At 50.6% G+C, this 20676-nt stretch carries 15 protein-coding genes and 1 pseudogene; 9 read left to right on the forward strand and 7 right to left on the reverse strand.

Annotated features, from left to right (window positions below; all coding sequences use genetic code 11):
* The first annotated feature begins 123 nt into the window (after nucleotides 1–123).
* Nucleotides 124–2169, forward strand: a complete 2046-nt coding sequence (locus tag BVU17_17875; GenBank protein ID AUG49448.1) for an ATP-dependent DNA helicase — start codon at nucleotides 124–126, stop codon at nucleotides 2167–2169.
* Nucleotides 2170–2236: 67 nt separating this feature from the next.
* Here the strand turns inward: BVU17_17875 and BVU17_17880 are convergent, their stop codons facing one another.
* Together BVU17_17880 and BVU17_17885 are read right to left on the reverse strand one after the other, a co-directional pair.
* Nucleotides 2237–3109: a hypothetical protein gene (locus BVU17_17880; GenBank protein ID AUG49449.1), complete on the reverse strand. Its 873-nt coding sequence runs from the start codon at nucleotides 3107–3109 to the stop codon at nucleotides 2237–2239.
* Between the two features lie 367 nt (nucleotides 3110–3476).
* Nucleotides 3477–4340, reverse strand: a complete 864-nt coding sequence (locus BVU17_17885; protein AUG49450.1) for a hypothetical protein — start codon at nucleotides 4338–4340, stop codon at nucleotides 3477–3479.
* Nucleotides 4341–4489: 149 nt separating this feature from the next.
* Between BVU17_17885 and BVU17_17890 the strand changes: the two are divergent.
* A pseudogene (locus BVU17_17890) lies at nucleotides 4490–4600 on the forward strand (transcriptional regulator).
* A gap of 51 nt (nucleotides 4601–4651) precedes the next feature.
* Here the strand turns inward: BVU17_17890 and BVU17_17895 are convergent.
* Nucleotides 4652–5608: a hypothetical protein gene (locus BVU17_17895; protein ID AUG49451.1), complete on the reverse strand. Its 957-nt coding sequence runs from the start codon at nucleotides 5606–5608 to the stop codon at nucleotides 4652–4654.
* Between the two features lie 155 nt (nucleotides 5609–5763).
* On the opposite strand from BVU17_17895, the gene BVU17_17900 reads away from it, so the two are divergent.
* Together BVU17_17900 and BVU17_17905 are read left to right on the forward strand one after the other, a co-directional pair.
* Nucleotides 5764–6564: a hypothetical protein gene (locus BVU17_17900; GenBank protein ID AUG49501.1), complete on the forward strand. Its 801-nt coding sequence runs from the start codon at nucleotides 5764–5766 to the stop codon at nucleotides 6562–6564.
* Nucleotides 6565–6965: 401 nt separating this feature from the next.
* On the forward strand, nucleotides 6966–10775 hold the full coding sequence (locus BVU17_17905; GenBank protein AUG49452.1) for a helicase SNF2: 3810 nt from the start codon (nucleotides 6966–6968) through the stop codon (nucleotides 10773–10775).
* Between the two features lie 291 nt (nucleotides 10776–11066).
* Here the strand turns inward: BVU17_17905 and BVU17_17910 are convergent, their stop codons facing one another.
* Nucleotides 11067–11273 carry a hypothetical protein gene (locus BVU17_17910; protein AUG49453.1) on the reverse strand — a complete coding sequence of 69 codons (207 nt, stop codon included), beginning with the start codon at nucleotides 11271–11273 and terminating at the stop codon, nucleotides 11067–11069.
* A 325-nt stretch (nucleotides 11274–11598) separates the two neighbouring features.
* On the opposite strand from BVU17_17910, the gene BVU17_17915 reads away from it, so the two are divergent.
* A complete protein-coding gene (locus BVU17_17915; protein ID AUG49454.1) occupies nucleotides 11599–11943 on the forward strand; it encodes a hypothetical protein in 345 nt (114 codons plus the stop codon).
* A 151-nt stretch (nucleotides 11944–12094) separates the two neighbouring features.
* On the opposite strand, the gene BVU17_17920 is transcribed toward BVU17_17915, so the two are convergent.
* Complete coding sequence (locus BVU17_17920) at nucleotides 12095–13126, reverse strand: hypothetical protein (GenBank protein ID AUG49455.1); 1032 nt, start codon at nucleotides 13124–13126, stop codon at nucleotides 12095–12097.
* Nucleotides 13127–13152: 26 nt separating this feature from the next.
* Nucleotides 13153–16755, reverse strand: coding sequence for a type II restriction endonuclease subunit M (locus tag BVU17_17925; protein AUG49456.1), 3603 nt, complete (start codon nucleotides 16753–16755; stop codon nucleotides 13153–13155).
* A 320-nt stretch (nucleotides 16756–17075) separates the two neighbouring features.
* Between BVU17_17925 and BVU17_17930 the strand changes: the two genes are divergently transcribed.
* The 3 genes from BVU17_17930 to BVU17_17940 all read left to right on the forward strand — a co-directional run bounded on the left by BVU17_17930 (nucleotide 17076) and on the right by BVU17_17940 (nucleotide 19119).
* Nucleotides 17076–17381 (forward strand): hypothetical protein, encoded by a 306-nt coding sequence (locus BVU17_17930; protein ID AUG49457.1) that lies wholly within the window; start codon nucleotides 17076–17078, stop codon nucleotides 17379–17381.
* Nucleotides 17382–17402: 21 nt separating this feature from the next.
* The gene (locus BVU17_17935) at nucleotides 17403–17807 is read left to right on the forward strand and encodes a transcriptional regulator (protein AUG49458.1); all 405 of its coding nucleotides are present in this window, start codon (nucleotides 17403–17405) and stop codon (nucleotides 17805–17807) included.
* 277 nt (nucleotides 17808–18084) lie between these two features.
* On the forward strand, nucleotides 18085–19119 hold the full coding sequence (locus BVU17_17940) for a hypothetical protein (GenBank protein ID AUG49459.1): 1035 nt from the start codon (nucleotides 18085–18087) through the stop codon (nucleotides 19117–19119).
* A 729-nt stretch (nucleotides 19120–19848) separates the two neighbouring features.
* On the opposite strand, the gene BVU17_17945 is transcribed toward BVU17_17940, so the two are convergent.
* Entirely contained in the window at nucleotides 19849–20067 is a 219-nt protein-coding gene (locus tag BVU17_17945) for a hypothetical protein (GenBank protein ID AUG49460.1), read from the reverse strand.
* Nucleotides 20068–20360: 293 nt separating this feature from the next.
* Between BVU17_17945 and BVU17_17950 the strand changes: the two genes are divergently transcribed.
* Nucleotides 20361–20639 (forward strand): hypothetical protein, encoded by a 279-nt coding sequence (locus tag BVU17_17950; GenBank protein ID AUG49502.1) that lies wholly within the window; start codon nucleotides 20361–20363, stop codon nucleotides 20637–20639.
* Nucleotides 20640–20676: the final 37 nt, after the last annotated feature.

Genomic DNA, 20676 nt, shown 5'->3' on the forward strand with positions numbered 1-20676 from the left:
AGGACGGTTGTGTAAACAACTGTCGATTAGCTGTCAGTACGCTCGCAAACCGCTCGCCCCGCTCGCAGTCAAGACGAATCAACAGCCGTCGCGGCTGTTGTGAAGACTTCACAGAAATCCACGATGCCTGAAAATCACGAACTCCCCGAAGAACTGATACAATTCTTCCGGGACTACTACTCGGAAGAGATCGCACAGCTCGCACAACGTTACCCCCGAGAGCAGAAATCACTCCACGTCGACTACGGCGACCTGTACCGGTTCGACCCGGGTCTTGCCGACGACGTGCGGAACCATCCGAAGGAACTGCAGGAGCACCTAGAGGAAGCACTCCGCCTGTACGACTTGCCGATAGCAGTCGAACTCAACGACGCCCATGTACGCATCTACAATCTCCCGGAGATACACGTCTTCGACCCCTCTGGTGTGTCTCGCCACGAGAACATCGGGCAGTTGCTCGATATCCGCAGACAGGTCCAGAAGGTGTCCGACGTGAAGCCGCGCCTCACAGAAGCGGTGTGGGAATGCCAACGGTGTGGGATCCAGACCGAGATTCCACAGCACGGCGAGAGTCTACAGGAACCGCACGAGTGCCAAGGGTGCGAACGACAGGGGCCGTTCTCGCTCGATGTGAGCGCTAGTAGCTGGATAGATCACCAGTATGCCCGTATCCAGCAACCGCCCGAGAAAACGAACGGCGGGGAAGCACAGAGCGTCGACGCACACCTCGAAGATGACCTTATCGAAGGCTTCGACGCCGGTGACAGGGTGGTTCTCACCGGTATTCTCGACATTGAAGAGCCGGAAGCCGACCAGGGACTCGACTTCGACACGAACCTCGACGCTCGTTCCGTGGTGAAAGAGGAAAGCGACTACGACGATGTCAACGTCGACGATCACATCGACAAGATCGAAGCCATAGCCAGCGGGGAACACGGTGACCCGTACCAGCTACTCGTCGACTCAATCAACCCGAAGCACCGGGGCGATGAACACGTCAAGCTGGCCGTCGCGCTGCAGCTTTTCGGCGGCTGGGCACACGAGTACCCGGACGGCAGCCGCGACCGCGGCGACTGGCACATGCTCCTTCTCGGTGATCCCGGCTGTGGGAAGTCCACGTTCCTCCGCTACGTTGACCAGATAGCCCCCCGGTCGACGTACGCCTCAGGGAAGGGCGCGACGGCGGCAGGCATGACTGCGGCGGCTGTCTCGGACGATTTTGGAGATACCGAGTGGGGGCTGGAGGCTGGCGCACTGGTACTGGCCGACAGTGGTATCGCCTGTGTCGACGAGATCGATAAGATGCAGTCCGACGCGGTGTCCTCGATGCACGACGCTCTGGAGAGTCAGCAAGTCCACGTCAACAAGGCGGGTATCAACGCCACGCTGAACGCTCGGACTTCGCTGCTGGCGGCGGGGAATCCGAAGGAGGGGCGCTTCGACCGCTACCGTCCGAGAGGGGAGCAAATCGACATGGGCCCGACGCTTCTCTCTCGGTTTGACTTGATGTTCATGGTGTCCGACGAACCAGACCGAGAGGACGATGCGGATGTCGTCGAGCACATGGTCCAGAGCCGGCAGGCTGCAGGTCGTCACACCCGAGGAGAACAGCTGGGTGAAGAGGAACAGCAGCGGGTCGAGCCCGCGATAGACCGGTCGGTGATGCGGGCCTATGTCGCTCATGCCAAACAGACCTGTCGTCCGGTTATTGAGGACGATGAAGTAGCGGAGCGATTGAAACAGTTCTTCGTTGAGTTCCGGGCTGGGGCTGGCGAGCAAGACGACGACTCACCGATTCCTCTGACGTTCCGGAAAGTCGAAGCGATACAGCGACTCGCGGAGTCAAGTGCCCGGGTTCGGCTGTCGGGTACTGTGGAGCTGGAGGATGTGGAACGGGCGATTAAACTGGTGACGAAGTCGATGAAGCAGGTCGGTTATGATCCTGAGAGTGAAGAGTTCGATGTAGATATTATCCAGACAGGGCAGTCGAAGAATCAGCGTGAACGCCGTAGTAAGATTCTGACTTTGATCGGTGAGTCCAATGGGTCAACAGTACAAGATGTTGTTTGTAAGACAGAATTTGATACTGAATTGGTTAAATACGACATTGAGAGGCTAAGAGAGAGCGGAAGGGTATATTCAATAGACGGAGAATTCCGGAGGACATGATGGACAATTTGGCCTCTGGTATCAGCTTAAGAACTTGGTCTCTTTCAGTTAAAATAAGATTCTAATCTTATAGAAATAACCTTCTCAAGATCCAATTATACTCCATAATTTCATTCTCAATAGATTCAGATAAATCGTCAAAATTGGTTTTTTCTCTTCTTTGTGTCTGATTTTCTAAGTTTTCAATCAGTTCATCAATTGTCTTATCCTCACTATATTCCCAGTATCTGCTCTGGTTTATTTCATACTCGAATACTTTTTCTAGTAATGGCTGTCCTTTTGCGCATTTCAATTTCGAAATCGCCTCTTCCTGACCGAAAGCCTGACCGAAGATCGCAGCTATGTGGATATCGTTAGAGAGCCGGTCTCCATCATTTGTCTCCTTCGCTATGATTGTATCCGCATGCTCTCTTGAACACATAATGAGTATGTCTGCCACGAGACCAGCATCGACTCCTTGTATGGCCTCTCCCCAGCCGATAGGTTCCTTGCTGATTTTTTCTCTCTCTCGTTCTCGAAGCGCCTGATTGTTTTTCTCTAACTCGCTATAATGTAATTCGATTCTGTCAAATAAACCTGTGGGGAACTTGTCGGATATCCCGTGCGTACAGATATGCTTGTAAGCAGTGATTGAAAATTCATTTGAGGGCCATGTGTACCGGCTATCTTTATATGCACGAGACTGTAGGTCATGGCAGAGGTTTACAACTACATCCGTCGTCTTTTGTTTGTTATCAACAACCTCATCTTGTAGGGAAGAGAGCGCTACGAGCTGATTTCTCTTACTGTTAAGAAAGTATCCTACCAGTGCAGAGAGGGTTGCGCCGGCAAATAATGAAAGAAGACTAGCCACAAGACTGGATGTCAGATATGACCACAACAGTTCAAGCAGATTTATAACCAGAGATAGAAACGACTCTATTTTATTAATATCAACCATACAGAGTATAATATAACGGGCAAAATATATTTTTGCCGGTGCGGACCTTACACGTGTCAATTCAGGCCAGAGATGTCAGGCAGTAGCTAGTACAATTGTATAGCTCATCGAGAGTATTAACCAGACAAAGCACATGACTTCTTCGGATATTGCTTTTGTTTATAAGTAGACGATGTACTGTCTCTTGCAAAGATACCCTGAGAGAAGATTAGCCTGATACAGACACCGGTGGCGATGCCTATCGGTATGTGGGATTATTTAAACCGTATAATAATGACGACTGATACACCTATTATCACCAGTGGTATAACTAAGATTCAGTTCACCCGTATAAGTTGTTGAAGAATTCAGACCAACACCATCTTGTCTAATACTGATCGCGAGGAGCCTTCCTACAAGCAAGCCAGTGTGCCCCGAGGAGTTCTGATTCAGCTTGGCTTAGCTGGAATTTTTCTTCAAACTCCGGACGAGTGACGTAAGAAAAGTACAGGCCCTTATCACGGTTGCGCCGATGACGATTGAGCCGATCACTGAGGGTAACAGATTCTCCAATATATTCAAGCGGTGGAACGTTATCAGGGTTCCAGATCCGATACAGTCCACCATCTACAGGAACGCTGCCAGCGGACTCGCTCAGGGGCCTGGGTGATGACCAAGAGAGACCCATCCAATCCTGATCAGTGATCCCGGTAGGGTTGCTCCAGGGGAGTGGGTCAATACCTCGCAGAAAACTTCGAAGCGTATCGTCGTCACTGTGTCCCCCACGGACTCCTGAGCTACGCTTCTTCGATTTACTGTATCCCGGTGGCATCCGTCCGAAATTTCCGATGAGATTCGTTTCGGTTTCTCTCCGATGCAGCGCAATAAGAGCATCCTCAATTGCCTTTCGTTGCTGCTTGTCTTCAGCTTCTGGTGGCGTTGTTCCTGATACCTCGAACCCAGATCCATGGCGATCTGCAATAGCCCAGAGACTCGGTGATGCAGTGTGTGGATCGCTGAATGGCATCTCGTCATCAAACACACCGCGAATTAATGACCGGATGCGACCGCGCAGGCTTCTCCCTGTTTCTCCAATATAAATCAGTCCGCCATATGTCTCATGACGGACTCGATAGAGCCCGGCATCGGTCGAGAGAGCTGCCAGTTCTTCACTGTCTGGATCAAGAGACAACCACGGAGACCAGTCGAAGCCCAACCAATCCAAGTTATAGATAGCAGACTCGTTTACCATCTTATATTCAATACACAACGGTTCACCATATGTAGGTGATGTCTGAGTTGACCAAGAAATGCGACACGGAACCCAGTATATCGGGCTATAGCTGACTCATTCGTTCTAAACTGTGGTTATTATGATTGACTTATCATCGAGAACCATCTTTGCACATCAAGCGTAATGAGAACTACCACTCGTATGACTGCTGGCTAACGCCGGACAAGTACAAGATGTTGAAGCAGAATGCACAGAGTTACGAGGATTCCTTCATCATATAGCTCGGTACCTCCTGTCAGTAAACCGCCCTTGCCAAAGCAGTCCAGCAATTAAAATGGCCCGCGATCAGCAAACACACTTCTTGCTTTGAGCTGCCTTCTAATGCCGAGATCGATCTTCTGATTCCGTTCTTCGCGGCTCATTCCTTCAGCACAACCAGCGGCCATATTGCCGGCAGCCCGCCGATACAGCCTAAATATCTGACTGTAGTTTCCCAGTGACAGCGAATATGACGTTACCCTGTAGTCCTTCAGAGAATCATCGATCTGCACACTTGCCTTATTGTTCGCCCGCTGGAAGCTGCGGCCCGCAGAGTCGAAAGACGAATGTTCGAAAGCGTCGATACCACTGTTAAGCGAAAAAATCACTTTCAGGAACAGCTCTTGCATATCAGCGTGTTTCTTATATACGGTTCTCTGTCTGCTCAGCCGCGAACTGACTCTATCACGATCAGGTAAGAGTTTTTGTGTCGAGGGCGGCTGCTCACTGGGAGTGTGTGTCGCTACCGTTTTGCTAAATTTAGAAATGGATGACTCCACATTAGGAAGGTGTCTCTCTTGGTTTGATTGACCGTTGAAGTACTCACCATTCAAAGTAGCAATCTCACGACTTTCAATTTTCCCACTAAGAGACTCCCCCTCGTCCAAAGTTTGCTGCAGTTCTTGATAGTAGTCTAAAGCCTGGTTGATATTGCCAGCACCAACCGAAGGTGTCGAAGATGGAGTTTTTCCAGTCGGGTCTATCTCCTTCTCAGAGAGTGAGCTATTTACCGACTCTATCGTTGTAGCTATTGACGACTGCAGCATAGAGTTTTTCTGGGGATCTCTAAGATCAGTTGAGTCAATAGTCTGGGCCAAATTCTGTAGTTCAGACTCTTCACTGGAGAAATCGGGAGGCTCCTCATCGATCGTACTCATGAGGGTGCCGAGGACGATAGTCCCACCTAACAATCGGAAAAGGTTACGACGAGAAAGAAGTATTTCGTCGGTATCTTCGTCACCAGACATTGCATTTATTTTCACCGACAAGTATTAAATACATTTCCACTATCTAGCAGACTGTGGGCGAATTGGATACTGACCGTGTTAATTTAGCGGCAAGCCATCTCGATGGCGGACTGTACCGCCATGCGAGAGTAGAAACGCGAAAACCAGCGCTTGATTTGGCCGGTGCCCTGTCTGAGGTACACGATAGCAGCTTGGAGTTAAGCCTCGCAGAAGGTGATCGTATATTAATTCGAGCAGAGCAAGAGATCGATACCACAACACTACGCCGGCTTCGGAAGCTCACTGAGGTACTTGAGGACGACCTTGGGATTAATCTCGGGCATGGGAAGTTTGCCCGGATGGCGAGTACTGCGGCGACAGCCAGTTCGGTTGTAGCTGTGGCGATTGCTGGGTGGAATCTAGTGGAAGCTGCGGATACCTTGCGGGACGCTTCGAAGCGGGCAGAGTCACTACAAGCGGTGAAAGAGGACCGGTTCGGTACTTTCTACAGAGCAATCGGTCTATTCGTCGTAGAGTGTTTCTTGTTCACTACCCCACTCAATTACAAGACCGCTTGGAAAGGAACGCGGTATCTCAACAATCACTACCTCTATCGGTTGCGATCTACGTCGAAACTTCTCTATCGACTCACACTGAGCGAAGTACATTATGCGATTCGAGGATTCACCAAAGAAGCACTTCGTAACGCAGATCAGTTCGCTTCGTACCTTGCACAGGTAACCATCAAGAGTGTAAAGATCTTGCAGGAATATTCTGACGACGGAGTAGATGACCTCATTGAGACTGTACGACAAGAGGTAGAGGAGTTTCATGCGTTCGTCGAAAATAGCTATCAGCTTATTGTACCCGAAATTGAACTGCAATCCGTCGTTCAAGAAGTGGTCAAAGAACTTTCTACATTCATCGACCTTTCAGAACTATCCTCGAAGCAAATCATGAGCGGGATTGATATATAATAGGGAGCAATCAAGTAATTGTTCTACTCACTTTTTCACGAGCTAGCTGAAATTTCATCGAAGTTTCTGTTCCCTTCTATAGACAGCTTTGATTACAGAGATAATCACGACCAACAGTTGTTCCAGTTTGTGTTTCCCAACAAGCGAGTAGCGTGTCATAAAATGTGTCCCACGCCCTCTGCTTGGCGATTGTACAGCCCTCAATTCGCGCTGAAGCTCGTAACTTTGCCACTCATTAATTCTGTTCAGGACAGGTTGCATGAATTATATCTGTTGAGAACTATTGCATGACAGGTTCCAACAAAATGGAAGTTGGGGCTAGTCTTTCGGGACAATTCTTATCCTGAGTGGTGAGATGGGGAAAGTATGAATATGCCATAATCAGTGTAGTTTTATATCTGATGTTACCCTCGCTTGACGCGCTTGTAGATAACTCGAACAACACTCTCGAAGACGTTTACAAGACCGTCGTTCCTGAATGCGAAGAAATTCGCATTGCAACCGGCTACTTCTATTTATCTGGCTTTAACCTCTTCAAAGAAGATCTTGAGAACCTCCGCGGCCCGGAGGAACTCGAACACGCCCCTTTTCGCATCCTAATGGGGCGAAAGACCGACCAACGTACCGTAGACGAAGTCAGTGAAGGCCAAACGCTACGTGAGCAGTTCGAGCAGGAGGTTAAGGAAGATGTTGAGGAACTGAACAACGCACAGATTGAACGTCTTGACCGACTGCGCGATTTCATTGCAGAGGGACTCGTTGATGTTAGGGTTCGAAATCCCGATTCAGGGTATTTTCATGCGAAAGGCGCCTGCTTTCGCGGTGCGACGGACAACCCGAGTCTACGGAATGGTGACCGCGATCAGCGAGGTGCGGTCACTATCGTTGGATCCTCGAATTTCTCACAGTCAGGGCACCGTCACAACGTTGAACTGAACCTGACCAGTCAGAACGGAAGTGACGCAGAAGCGTTTGAAGAATGGTACGACAACCAATGGGCCAACGGCGAGAAGTTCTCTGAGGAAATCATCAACATCATCGAGGAGACCGATCGCTACAAGCAGTGGAAGGAACAGCAGGACGAGGACGATGATGAAGTCGAAGATGAGGCAGATATTGGAACATATCTCGAACCGTTCGAGATGTATAAACTGCTGGCGTATGATGAGCTGAACGGCAACGTCAGTGTTCGTGATAGCCCTCTGTACTATTTCCAGACACTCGGCTACGAGAGTGCAAAGACGAAGCTGTCACAATATGATGGCTGCATAATCTCCGATTCGGTCGGTCTAGGCAAGTCGTTCATTGGAAGCGAACTCCTCTACGACTACCGAGAACAAGGTGACCGTTGTCTCCTCATCGTCCCAGCCAACCTAACCGACCAGTGGCGTGATCTCCTCCAAAACGCGACAGACGAAGACGGAGACCCGTTCTTCGGCCTCGAGGTTGATGGAAAACACTTGCAGGTCATGAGCATCAGCAAATTCCAGAACCTCACATACGAGGAGGTGAACGCTCTGGACGACCAATTTGATGTGGTGCTCATCGACGAGGCGCACCGATTCCGAAATCACGGGAAGTGGAATCCAAATCCGGTTGACGACGACGATTACACGGGGACTCGTCGACATGCGAACGCTCGCCTCCTCCGGAACAACACGATGATCATGCTGACTGCGACGCCAATCAATAACTCAGCTACCGATCTCAAGAACCTCATCGGGTTGTTCACCGACGAAAACGAACTGATGAACAAGGCATCCTTGAAATTCAGCGCCTTCGACGAGTACATCGACCTCGCAGCGGAGCGTAAGCGAATTGCTGCCGGTAAAGACAAAGCCTCTGAGAAGGAGCAGCGCCAGATGACAGAGCAGCTCAAGCGCCACTCGGACGAGATCTCCGAGATACTAAACGAGGTGATGGTGCTCCGGACTCGAAAGCACGTCAAAGAGACGCTAACCGATCAAGACGACTTCGATATGAGTTTCAAGCCTCCCGAACTCAACAAGGAGCAGTATTCCCTCCCCCCCGCCTACCAGCCCATTTATCGTATGCTCCCGGACGTGATGGATGCGCTCCACCTCCCACATATCACCATCAAGAATCCACAGGCAGGGGGAACACTGAAAGCACTCTACAAACTAAACCTGCTGAAACGTCTCGAGTCCTCCACATATGCCTTTGTCCAGTCAGTTCAGACGCTACACGAGAGTGAGCGGTCACTTCTTGGATTCCTTGATGGACTCCCCGAGGACGAAGATATTGATGTACTGCGTACAGTGGGTGATGATGCAGCAGAAACGACATTAGAGGATTTCGTTGAGGGAGCGGACGCAGCTGAAGATCTTGAGCAAACGCTCGAAGAGTTCGGATTCGACAGTGGTGCCCTTCAAGCAGATGGGGGCGATTCGGACGACGAACTAGCCGATGCCACGGTTGGAGAGGTGAAAACGTACATCCGCGAAGACCTGACGCTCCTTGCCTACTTCCTCTCCCGGTTCATCGGTCGTGTAGCTCGAGACTCCGGTTCTATCGCGGACATGGAAGTTGAACTGGAACAGTGGCTCGCTGACCACGGTGCAGCAGTTCTTCCAGACGTACCGGAAGATGACCCGAGTCCTATCCTCTACCCTCAGCACGACTTAAGCGAAGCCGACACTGCTACGCTGGACTTCTACGAAGCCGTATTCGCGCTCCGCGAGTTCCGTGATCCCAAGATTGACCGGCTGGCCGAAGTTCTGAACGGGTACGACCAGAAAGTACTCATCTTCACTCAGTACCGCGCGACCGCAGACTACGTCCACCGGACACTCGTCGACAACGAGTCGTCACCCATGACGATGGAGAACAGTGCGGTCGTAAAGGGTGGAGACGAGAACAAACAAGACATCATCAAACGGTTCGCCCCAGAGGCGTCAGGGTACCAGCAGACACTGGCCGAAAGTGACGAGACAGAGTTGCAGTACGTGGTCGCGACAGACACTCTTAGTGAAGGGGTTAACCTTCAGGACATTTCAGTGGTCGTAAATTACGACTTGCCTTGGAATCCAATGCGTATCGTCCAGCGGGTTGGTCGTATTGACCGAATTGGTTCGACGGCGGACAAGTACGTACATAATTTCTACCCTGACGGCGACATAGAGGCTGCAATCAAACTCCTAGAGCGCTTGCAGGCAAAAATCAACGACATCGCACTCATCGTCGGCAAGGAGAATAACATCCTCGATCCAAACGAAGATGCGGTACTGGAGAGAGCGGGAGTCGAGACGGAGAAGACTATCGGGGAATTGGAGATTGAGGAGATTGAGTCGTCGATTCGAGAGTCCCGTGATGTGACCGACTATAACGAGCTGGACGACACCTCGAAGAATCCACTGCTACGGAACGCTGGAAGTGACGAGAACGCGGCATTCGAGCGCGTGCTCCTCAAGGAGGAGCTGAACGAAGACTATGGACTCTGTTCGGAGGACTTCGAGTTCGCAGAGGACTATTTCGAGGAACCCACCGACGAACGAGAGTACCTCTATACGAACGCTATTGGCCACGATACCGGCCCGCGTCCGGGTGTGTTTGGTCTTGTCCATCTCTGGTTCGAGAACGATGAGACCGGAGAACCCGAGGATGCACCGCTTGGGCGTGTACGGCGAGCCTTGTACTACAAACCGTTCAGTGGCGATCTGAAAGAGCGACCCGTTGGTTCACTCGCCATCGCACCGGAAACGCAGGGTGAACAACTTTCCGGGAACACTGACAGGGTAATCGCGAACAGGGAGTCGATCGAGGAGCATCTCTCCGAGCGGTTAGAGGAGATACGTGAAGGCCAGGTTGAGGAGGTGTTCAGTGGCGGTGGACAGTCGGCCACGCAGGAGATGCTACTCGACATGATGCAGATGCGTATCCTCCCACAGTACGGTGACCAGCCCGCACCTGTAGACGGACATGACACGGTCGTGGAGTGGACGAATGCCTTGTTCGATCGACTGGATCAGGTGAAGCTCAAACACACAGATGAAGACCGAGTGTTGCGAGAAACCTTCCGGGAACATCCGGACTACACCTCGCTCGGCGACTGGCCGGTCAAGGAGTTCCTCGTCGAACTAGAGGCATTCCTCGAGGACAATATCGAAGCATCTGCGGAGTATCAGACTACTCTTGTAGGTGAGAGCGCCGTTCAGGCTCGGCTCATCTGCTGGGGTGTGATTGGCTCATAACGCTTCAGTTGAATATCTGCTTATTAATCCGTAGAGACATTAGTTTATTAATCCTCTAATATTGAATCATATATAATGTCCTCTGTACTAACTGCCTTTGTCAATCACACGGACAGCGCTTCATTCCACAAATCTGTGACCCGCTATCTCTACCACAACGATTTAGCAGCGATTCACTATAACGACACTCCAATCTCGGCACACCCAGACGAAATCAAGAAACTAAATAAGCTAAAGGATTACCTCACACAGGGAGCTATTTTGGGTGTTCGATATCATAAAGCTCCGGAGCTAAAAGGTGGCTTGAAAGTCGGCCATGTGGGGCCTGCTGTTGAGGATGCGGACGCGCTTGACGCAACTATTCATATTATCATTTGTCGTGGAAAAGGATCTGAAATACATCCTGAAGATATAGACCCGGAGAACCGAGTTGTCGGTCATATTGAAGCAGAATTGGGAGAGCGGGAGGCAGATATCCAGTCTCGATGTGAAGGTCATCTGTTGGAAGAATTCAAAACATTGGCCAGCGGTGGTGAGGGGAGCGACGGTCTAAAAGCTCTGAAAGCAATCCAAATCAAGAATCCTCAGTGGGTCTGGTACCGTCACTACCCGATGTTCGGATCTATCCGTCATCAACAAGCCACAGCCCGTTGGAAAGATGGGAACCAACAACTTATCGCAGCATATCTAGGGGTAACGAATCTCGGTGATGTTCGTTCTTATCCAGAGTTCACGGAACGGCTGTGGGACAACGCAAAAAACAAAATAGAGAATGCAGAAGAAATTGAGTTATTGTCGGATGGTCAATTAGAGATTCTGTGCGATGAATACCTCCGAAACGGTCTTGATAAACACATTGATCAAGAGGACGCAAAAGAATCTGCGTATCAAGATTACTTTCATCTCCAACCGATGGGCGGATCACAAATCGCGGTTGATATTATTGCACGTGATGCTGGAACAGAGACGCCGATACTATCTCAAATTACTTTCCGGAACGGGTCAACATCCAAAGTTGATGATCTCCGCACATATGCTGAAGAGAGTAATCGAGATGGCTTCGATCTCTGGTATTTCGGATCTCATGCACGTACCGACGAAGAACTTCAAACTTCCAATGAGCGGCCGACAGTCAGACGACGATCAATCGAAGAAACCTATCAGTTAATGAGTCAATATCGACCCTCCGTCATCAACGAGCTGCTGTCAGTTCCCGACCCTTCGGAGACTGGCGAACCACAACTCAAGGCAGAAACTACCCTCTGAGCAGGAAGGCGATTAGAGCTAATCTTCTAGATCAACAATCTGAATACCAAAATTTACCAGTCAATATCGCCAACTTTCGATCGCCGGAGCTCGGAAAGGCTTATGTCGTGTTCTGGGTGTAGCCAGTACGGGTATCCATTGACGTTGAACTCACGACCGGTCGCTTGTTCGAGTACCTCCTGAGCCAGAGCAGTGAACGAGTACTCTGCGCCGTTTTCCAGCCACTCCACGTTGTCACTCCGTCCCGTCTTCCCAGTAATCCGACCTCGCCAGAAGTCGTCCTCTGGGTCGTACTCACGCTCAGCATCGTCTGGTAGGCTTTCCTCGTCGAACAGGACGATGTCCCCCTCTTTGACGAGCCCTGCCTCAAGTAGAACAGTGATCGCCCTTTCAGCGCGACTCGACGACCGACTCTGCTGACGTTCCTTCTGCCGTCGCTTGGCCATGTACTCCTCGGCCTCCGGGATGGGGAGAACTTGCCGAGCACTCACGAACACCTCCTTGTCACGTTGGTGGACGTCCAGTTCGATGCAGGTGATATCCATCCCGTACTCACGTTCGAGCCATACGACTGGGGTTGTGATCTCTGGGCCGAAACTGCCCGCGGCGAGCAAAATCCGTGGCCGGTCATCCAGAACGAAATCTGCGTACCCGTCCTCTGTAGTGGCGATGTCCTCGCCAAGGAACTCAGCGAACCGACCGCCCACCTCTTCAGGCGTGAGAAGGTTATCTTCGTCACGGCGCTTGTTCCAAAATGCTCGGTAATCCTGCTGAAGCTCTTCGGCACTGATGGTTGAGCAGTAGCTCGCGTATTTGATTGCCTGGAGATCTGTCGTCTTGTCCGCGCTGTCTCGCTTCAGTTCGATTATCACGAGCTTCCCGTCGGGATCGAGTGCCAACACGTCGGGACGTTCAGCTGTTCGGTCGAACTTAGCGTACTGTGACGCGACTACGAGTAGGTCTTCGCCGAGTATCGAAGGTGTATCGATAATCCACTCCTCAATGTCTGACTCGGTTAGATCGAGAGCATCAAAACTGGTGGGATTGAGTGCGGTGATACCCTTGCCGTTAACATGGTAGACCATAGGTTGTCGATCGGTTGCTACCAGTCTTACTTGAAGGGGCCTTCCTCCGCTAATAGGTCAAACTTCTCAAAGACCATATCAAAGTACTCCTCGGTCATGATTCGGGGACTCGACACTCTGTGGAAGTTCTCAAGAACGAATTCTACATCTCGCCTTTCGAAACCGTAAGCGTGGAAAGCAGCAGCATCAATTTCTGCTTGAATTTCATCTCGAGCGCTCTCTTGAGTTGCTGGGTCAATATCTCCCATCTCTTTTCTAACATCGGCAAACTCGTCGCCATATGCATTCAGTCTAGCCGACCGTTCTGCTATGTAATTGAACCAGTTATCCTCCTCGGACAATCGAGGGGCTTGGGACTCTTCAATTGCATTGACACTCATGGTCGTATCCAGCTTTGTCCGAACAATGTAGTCAAATGGAATGCTATTCAGAAGTCCCAGCACAGCAAAGAGTTCCTGATCTGTGAACTTCCGGACATACATATCATGTAGGTTTTCTTCGGACAGATGCTCTTCTTCTGGGTCTATCTTGTATGGACGGATAGTAGGTGCTTTGTTGTGGCAAACAGCTCCCCTTGGAAGGATTGCGGCGACCATGCTCCTCTCGTTGGTGTTGTTAGAAACGTCTCGGAACGCTATTCGATGAGCAGTACAGTCTAGGAGGACATCATCTTCTTTAAGTCCCTCACCCCTGTGTCGCTCCAGTAAATCATTTACAAACCCAATCTGGGAACCAGTTCCATCGAAGGCCTCATAGATAGCTTTCTTAAGCCGCTTTTCGTTCTTTCCTCGAACTCTGGATTTAGCACTAGGTGTGTCGTTTCGTGTCTCATCAACCCCCCAGTATTCGATGTCTGATAGATCGTCTAAGAATGTATTGTCATATTCGAATAGCCAAAAATTCCCACCGCCATAAACTGGGTAGTCGCCTTCCTCAGGAGATTCTACAAAGTATTCCGAGTCACGCGTTCTATGGAGTTCCTCACCATATATGTCAATGTCCCACCTGTTAGATATTTCTTGACTGATAGGAGGATGGTTTACAAGTGTATTCATGACCGATAGTTCACGGCTACTCGAGATCTGGGGGAAAATCGTCGCTCGGGGAGAGTAGTTTCTCAGAACTTCTGCTGGGATACTCAACAGGCTATCTGTATCTTCAAGAACGGACAAGTCTCGTTGTAGGAACTTTGCTCGCAGTTGGTCTGTAGTGCCCGAGTTCTTGAATGAGACAATACCGAACTTGTACCTATCGTCTATGTCAAAGATGCCTTTATTTTCGAACCCTATAATATAATCCAGCCGTGTTTCTGACAGCAAGTGCTCTCGAATGTCTCCAGAGGACATTCCAGTAAATAGCTTCCCAGGGAGTACAAACGTGGTATAGCCTTCGTCAGAGTTCAATTGGAATGCCCTCTCCAAAAAGAGCATTGAGAGATCTGTAGTCCCTTGTCCTCCAACTTCCGGACTTTGGAGTACATAATCCTGATTTTCACTGTAGTAAGCTCTGAGACGGTCGATATCTTCCTCATGTTCCTGCCATCCCTGAGCAATCTCCTCATCCTCGCACAGCTCTTCTATCCGGGTTTCTTTTTCATTTGCAGGGAGTGTCCGGAATCCTGGATCAAACTGGGTGAAGTATCGATTCCGGTCTGGTGTTAAAGCTCGCCATGGCGGATTTCCAATAAGAATGTCAAATCCTCCAGACTCATACACAACCGCAAATTCAAGTACCCAATGGAATGGCTTGAATTGTTCCAGATTGTCCAAGTTTATCTCACTAATATCTGCGTCCTGAAACCTATCGAGGATTTTCTCGTTCAGCTTTTGCTTATGTTCTTCTATAAGCTTCTCTGCCCGTCTCCGGGCATTTGCTGCTTCACTGGATGAAGACGCACGACGATGGGCGTTCACAGCCTCAATAACATCTTCATACATATCCCGGACGCCTTCACCAGCGCCACCACCCCAGTTGGAGAGGGAAGCGTCTCCATCATCATTGATTTCTACGAGGTCGGTGAATCCCATCAAAGTGTTACCTTCTCGAATATTGAAGTCAATATTTGGTAGGGGTTCGACCTCATTAGGCTCATCTTCTATGTCTGCCACCATCGACAACCACAGCCGAAGTTTGCAGATTTCAACAGCCCCTTCGTCGATATCCACTCCGTACAGGTTATTCAATATGATTGATTGCTTAGCGTACAGCGAGGTATTTCCTTGACCTCCTTCAATTCGTTCTAGTTCCTCTATCGTACGTTCCTCCAGTTCCCAAGCTTTGCCTTCGTCTCTGAGTTGTTGGAAGAACTCAATGCACTGCATATAGATGTCCAAAAGTACTTCCTGAGCGGCGAGGAGGAAGGCCCCACTCCCAACCGCTGGATCGAGGACTCGAGCTTCTTTTAGGAAATCATGATATAGCGCCTCCACGTGCCGTGTCTCGACGTTTTCGGTCGGAACCTGCGTCGTGACCGCTCCTCCATCGGCTAGTGCCTCCACGCCGCTATCAGCATCCAAAGCTGGGAACCCAAAGATATCGTCAATTTTCTCGTACCCGGCACCAACTTCCTCGTTGAGCTGGTCAAGGAGGTACGGATGAATCGTCCGCCGAGACATGAACCCGGTCATCTCCTCGGGAGTGTAGTACGCCCCCATCTCCTTCTGGTTGACTGTCTGCTCGAAAATGTGGCCGAGGATGGCTGGCGAAAGGTTCTTTGGATCGACGATGTCGAGCCGCTCGTCGACGTTCCAGTTCCAATCCGAGAGGAAGTCAAGGATATCACCGAACAGTTCGTTAGTGCGCTTGGTCGTATCCCCGAGACGAGCGTCCTCAAACTCCTCCTCAATTGGGTTCTTCGAGAACAAACCGCCGTTGAGGTACGGAAGTGCGCCGAACTCAGTGCTTTTCTTGTTCTCGGCGAGGTAGTCGAAGAATAGCGGCTCGTAGAACTCCTCGTAGACGTTTTCGCCCTCGTCTACGCGTTGTTTGTGGTGGTCGTGGAGGTAGTTCGGGTCGCGGTCAAGCAGGCGTTTCTCTTGGATGAAATAAAGGAAGATCATTCGGTCAAGCGTGACTTGCACGTAGCGCTGCTTGGCATCCCCGCGGTCGTCGGGGATACCGGCGACTTCCTGCACGAGATCGGTTCGAAGGGTCTCGAACTGCTGGTAGAACTCTTTGACGACTTGCTTAGTGTCGTAGAGGTCGTCGTAGATCGCTGCTGCCGAGCCGAACTCAAGGCTGTTGAGTTTCTGGAGGATGGTATTCTTCTCACCAGTCTCGCTGGTCATCTGCTCCTTCGTGAACGAGAGCTTCTGGTGCTTGATACGCCCGTGTTGTTGTCCATCGAGCGCCCGAATTCGGGTGAGGAAGGTGAACTCCTCGTAATCGTTGGTGGCGACGAGGTTAGTTCGTCGTCGTCGGTCATCAGGTTTGAAATCGGAGGCCGATTCTCCTGGGCCAGCTTCGACAAGGACGATGAACTCACGGTCGGTGAGCTGGAGGACGAGCTCGTTGTCGTCTCCAAAGTTGTCACGGACTTTCAAACCCCGCTTTTCGAAGGTAGAAGCGACATCAGATAGTGAATCCCAGCCAGCGATGTCCTTCGCTGTAATCTGCTGGAGTGTATCCATGGGATTATCTTTTACTAGGGCCTCATAAAACTACACACGATTGGAGAGTATATGTAAAATGAGAGCCATTAGTGGGCAGCCGCGTTCTGTGTCGAGGAAGCCTTGTAGTCGTTTGTGTGGTCGTCTCAACTGTATCTTGTAAACTCTCAGGCCAGAAAATAAAAAAGCAGAAAGGTAGTGCTTTCTACGGTCCCGCAAAAAGATTGGTCGTTTATATACTTGACCGGCGCCACACAAAGTCTCGACTGTGGTATTTTGACCCTTTTATGGAGTTATCTCCATAGGCTTATGTCTATGGAGGCAATAACATAGGATAGCGGATGGCGTCCTACACTACCATCGAAGACTGGCGGGATGTCAAAGATGGCTACGTCGTTGCTGTGACCATCCGACAGACGGACGATGAAAAGTACCCGTGTGGTTGGGATTACAGTCTCCATCTTGGGGAGGTCGGCGGAGACACGATCCTCCGATACGACAATGCCCACGAACGGACGAAAGGGCACGAGCGCCACATTCACGGCGATGTTGAATACATCGAGTTTCCGGGGATGCTGACGCTTTACGACCGCTTCAAGGAGGAGGCTACCGAACTATCGCCCGTCTCGTGGAACTGGTCACCGTAGGACGCCGCCGGGAGGAACACAATGCCCACACTCAAAGTCACCGTCGGAAATAGCGACCATCTCGACCAGCGCACGCGTAGTCGAATCAAGGCCGCCCAGGAGGGCGAAGATCTTGACGACGCCCAACCGACACTGAACTTCGACTCGTACGCCGAACTCAGTCGTCTCCTCAGTCCGAAGAATCTGGAACTGTTGGAGGCGATCTCCGAACATGAACCGGCGAGCATCCGCGAGGCTGCTGAACTGGTTGACCGAGACTACAAGCAGGTACACCGGAACCTCTCTGAACTTGCAGATATCGACGTTATCGAATTTCAGGGCGGTGGACCGGGCGAAGCAAAGAAGCCGATGTTGGCCTACGACGGTCTCGAAATCGACATTCCATTCACAGGGTCGAACGGGAACACTGGTACTGTTGCACCGTAGTCTATTGCTGTAGTTCCGCTTCGGATAGAGTTCGGCCTCGGTGAACACCTTGCTTGTGGCCTCCTCACCGGATGGGTTCAGGTAGGAGTGTATGGAGGGAAAGCCCCCTGTACATTCCAAGATGTCTATCCTCTTGCTGAAAACGAAGGCGACCATACATCAAAACCGCAACGGAGGTTACGAACACTTCTACGACACGTTGGAGTATCAGCTGGATTTCCCTCTGTATTGACCGTGAGCCAGTCCAAAATTTTGTGTTCCTCTGGCGGGTGAGAGGATGACAGACCTCACACTCGGTACGTTCGGAGACGGAGACAGCGCCGACAACGACCTCGGTCCCGATGCTGCAAGCATCGCCCGATGCGCGACGACGTGTCGCGCTCCTGACCGCGACGACAGCAGTTGGGCAGCTCTGGACGAGGACTGGGGGCTGACAACGCAGCGGCCAGAGTCGTCGATCAACACGTCGGCTGGTCGAGCAACCAAACAGCAAACGCGCTGGGTCATGGACGGAGATGTCGGGGCATATGTTGAGCAGTACGCGACTGGTGTCCTACAAATTCCAGCTACGTACGGCGAGTTCAGTTCAGTCGACACCCGGGTCACATTCATCGACGGACTCGCTGACAGCTACGGGTACGGCATTGACGCCCAGGCTCTCGAAAAGGCATTGCGGGTCCTCACTGGCGGCGGACGATATAATGCGTCGAGATACACGGCGATTCCGTGTGGGAAACAGCCGTGGATTCTGACGGGACCAGAAGGGACGCTCCTGTGCAGCTGTATGCCCGTCGAACGACCGGAGAACCCATACACGAGGGAGCTTCGGACGCCAGAGACGACCCTGCAGATCGAGGAGCAAAACCAAACAGTTCGTACGGGAGCCGCTGAGTTTGCCCACCTGCTATCCGACGCTCTCGGTGTCGATATCGAGAGAGTAGAGTACACAACAGTGCGAGGGAAAACACATCACTCGTTCGTCGGGGCAGAAGATGAATTCAAAATCGCGGCGAGCGACTTGGCACAACTGCATGGGTTGACGAATGATCCATCCGTCATCCAGGGGACAGTCAGCCGTGGAGTCCAACCCCCCAACGGTGGCGATCCAATCTCGGTTGAGTGGGACGGGCCGGATCATCCGGTTGGATATCTCGACGAGGGTGATGTAGTCGCCGGCTACGAGTTTACGTGGGAACAGCACGAGGAGTCGCTGGAAGACGTTGCGGTGGTACGAGAGTATCGGATAACACAGAGCTACTCGCGGTGGACAGTTGACTACCACACCCATCGCCTCGCGTCGGTCGTCCCCTAACCGGTTGTTGTGAATACCCCGAATCCATTCATCAGGGCAGTGGTCAGTACAGTACGTATAGTCAGCACCCCAGACTGTCGATCAGGATGAACGCTCAAGAGAGACTAATTCTTGCTTTCTTGTCATTGAAGTTAAGCCCTTTCTTGATAGTCTCTTCTTCGCTATCTACTCTCACTAACCCTGCTTCTTCTAAAGCTCCGAGAGAGCGGTGGGATAGCTCAAGTCGAAGTTTCGCCACATCTTCGTTGGCAGAAGGAAAATCTGCTCTGACAGATACTGCTGGTGTGGGACTCTTTCGCATTATCCTTTATATACTCCCACGACCTCAATAAACGTGCATAGTTTTCACTGAGAAGGGTAACCTCAATTATTCATCATTTATGTACTACATACACTCAGTAAGCACGCCCACTGAACGGGTGTTTCACTCCAAATCCGCTAATGTGACCTCGCTGTGGTGAGTAACTTCGGTCAGTACAGAGGAACATTATGTCGCGCTGACCACCTTTCTATCCGATTTCTGTTACAATCGGTGTGCAAGCTTAGAGGGTGAGTTCAGCACGGCGGGGATTCCAGTCGCATTGTTTTTATATAGACCGCAGGGAACGCCCGCACAGAGGTGCTCATATAGGCCCTGTCCAACGTTGTTGTGTGAATACAGGGTTCGTCGGCTAGTCCATGATGTGCGAGGACGACATCAACGACACGCTGACACTTCACCTGCAAGAATTAATACCCGCGACCGTCCTCGAAACACCGACCACATTTATTCGCGTCTAACTCTCCGATGGCCCGCTTGATTTGGATCATCCGGAGTTGTCCGTGCTCGAGGTGGTACGTCAGCCCACACAACGTTTGGAAGTCCTCTGCTCCCATCTCGTGTTTATGAATCGTCATTCTCGTCTCGTTCAAGATTCCGTTTACTTCTTCTTGCCGGGTATTGCTCATAATCCATGAGCAATTTTTGATTAGAATCTTTTTTAATGATAGACATTTTCACACAGAATTTATTTTTGAGTATCTGAGAGACATATCAATAAATGGTGTGTATATGATGGGGTTTTGATAAAAGAACTATAATGGCCGATTGTGCTATCTCTACCTACCCGAACGAGTGTGTTAAATATGCGCGCTGTTTGCAGTATTTGTACAGAGTGAAATGTTACTCAGATAATCAATTTTTCAATTAGTATTAAAACCCCTACATATTAGATATCCTGAATTATTAGGGATAACTAATGATCCGACAAGTGCAATCTTCTGAATCTGTGAGTGAAGCGGTTGTGAAGGCTGTAAGTACAGTTGAAGGCTGTCCTTCAACCTCGCTTCCACCGTTGTATAACGCGGTTAATCCTGAAGCCCTTGAGAGGGTGTTCACGGTTACTAAGAGGGACGCACCCGACCGTAGTGGGCGAATCACATTCCAATATAGCGAGTCCGTTGTCACTATCGACAAGAATGGATACCTCGAAGTTCAGGAGTCACTGAAAATATTAGATGACAAGAAAACTTACAGATAACCTCTCTACCGCATCGAGAGCCTTTCATTAGTAGTTT

This window comes from Haloarcula taiwanensis (assembly GCA_002844335.1).
Taxonomy (GTDB): Archaea; Halobacteriota; Halobacteria; order Halobacteriales; family Haloarculaceae; genus Haloarcula; species Haloarcula taiwanensis.

Coding starts and splice junctions, on each gene's coding strand:
- BVU17_17875 (AUG49448.1), top strand. CDS start 124: ATGCCTGAAAATCACGAACTCCCCGAAGAACTGATACAATTCTTCCGG.
- BVU17_17880 (AUG49449.1), bottom strand. CDS start 3,109: ATGGTTGATATTAATAAAATAGAGTCGTTTCTATCTCTGGTTATAAAT.
- BVU17_17885 (AUG49450.1), bottom strand. CDS start 4,340: ATGGTAAACGAGTCTGCTATCTATAACTTGGATTGGTTGGGCTTCGAC.
- BVU17_17895 (AUG49451.1), bottom strand. CDS start 5,608: ATGTCTGGTGACGAAGATACCGACGAAATACTTCTTTCTCGTCGTAAC.
- BVU17_17905 (AUG49452.1), top strand. CDS start 6,966: ATGTTACCCTCGCTTGACGCGCTTGTAGATAACTCGAACAACACTCTC.
- BVU17_17910 (AUG49453.1), bottom strand. CDS start 11,273: ATGACCTTCACATCGAGACTGGATATCTGCCTCCCGCTCTCCCAATTC.
- BVU17_17915 (AUG49454.1), top strand. CDS start 11,599: ATGAATACCTCCGAAACGGTCTTGATAAACACATTGATCAAGAGGACG.
- BVU17_17920 (AUG49455.1), bottom strand. CDS start 13,126: ATGGTCTACCATGTTAACGGCAAGGGTATCACCGCACTCAATCCCACC.
- BVU17_17925 (AUG49456.1), bottom strand. CDS start 16,755: ATGGATACACTCCAGCAGATTACAGCGAAGGACATCGCTGGCTGGGAT.
- BVU17_17930 (AUG49457.1), top strand. CDS start 17,076: ATGGCGTCCTACACTACCATCGAAGACTGGCGGGATGTCAAAGATGGC.
- BVU17_17935 (AUG49458.1), top strand. CDS start 17,403: ATGCCCACACTCAAAGTCACCGTCGGAAATAGCGACCATCTCGACCAG.
- BVU17_17940 (AUG49459.1), top strand. CDS start 18,085: ATGACAGACCTCACACTCGGTACGTTCGGAGACGGAGACAGCGCCGAC.
- BVU17_17945 (AUG49460.1), bottom strand. CDS start 20,067: ATGAGCAATACCCGGCAAGAAGAAGTAAACGGAATCTTGAACGAGACG.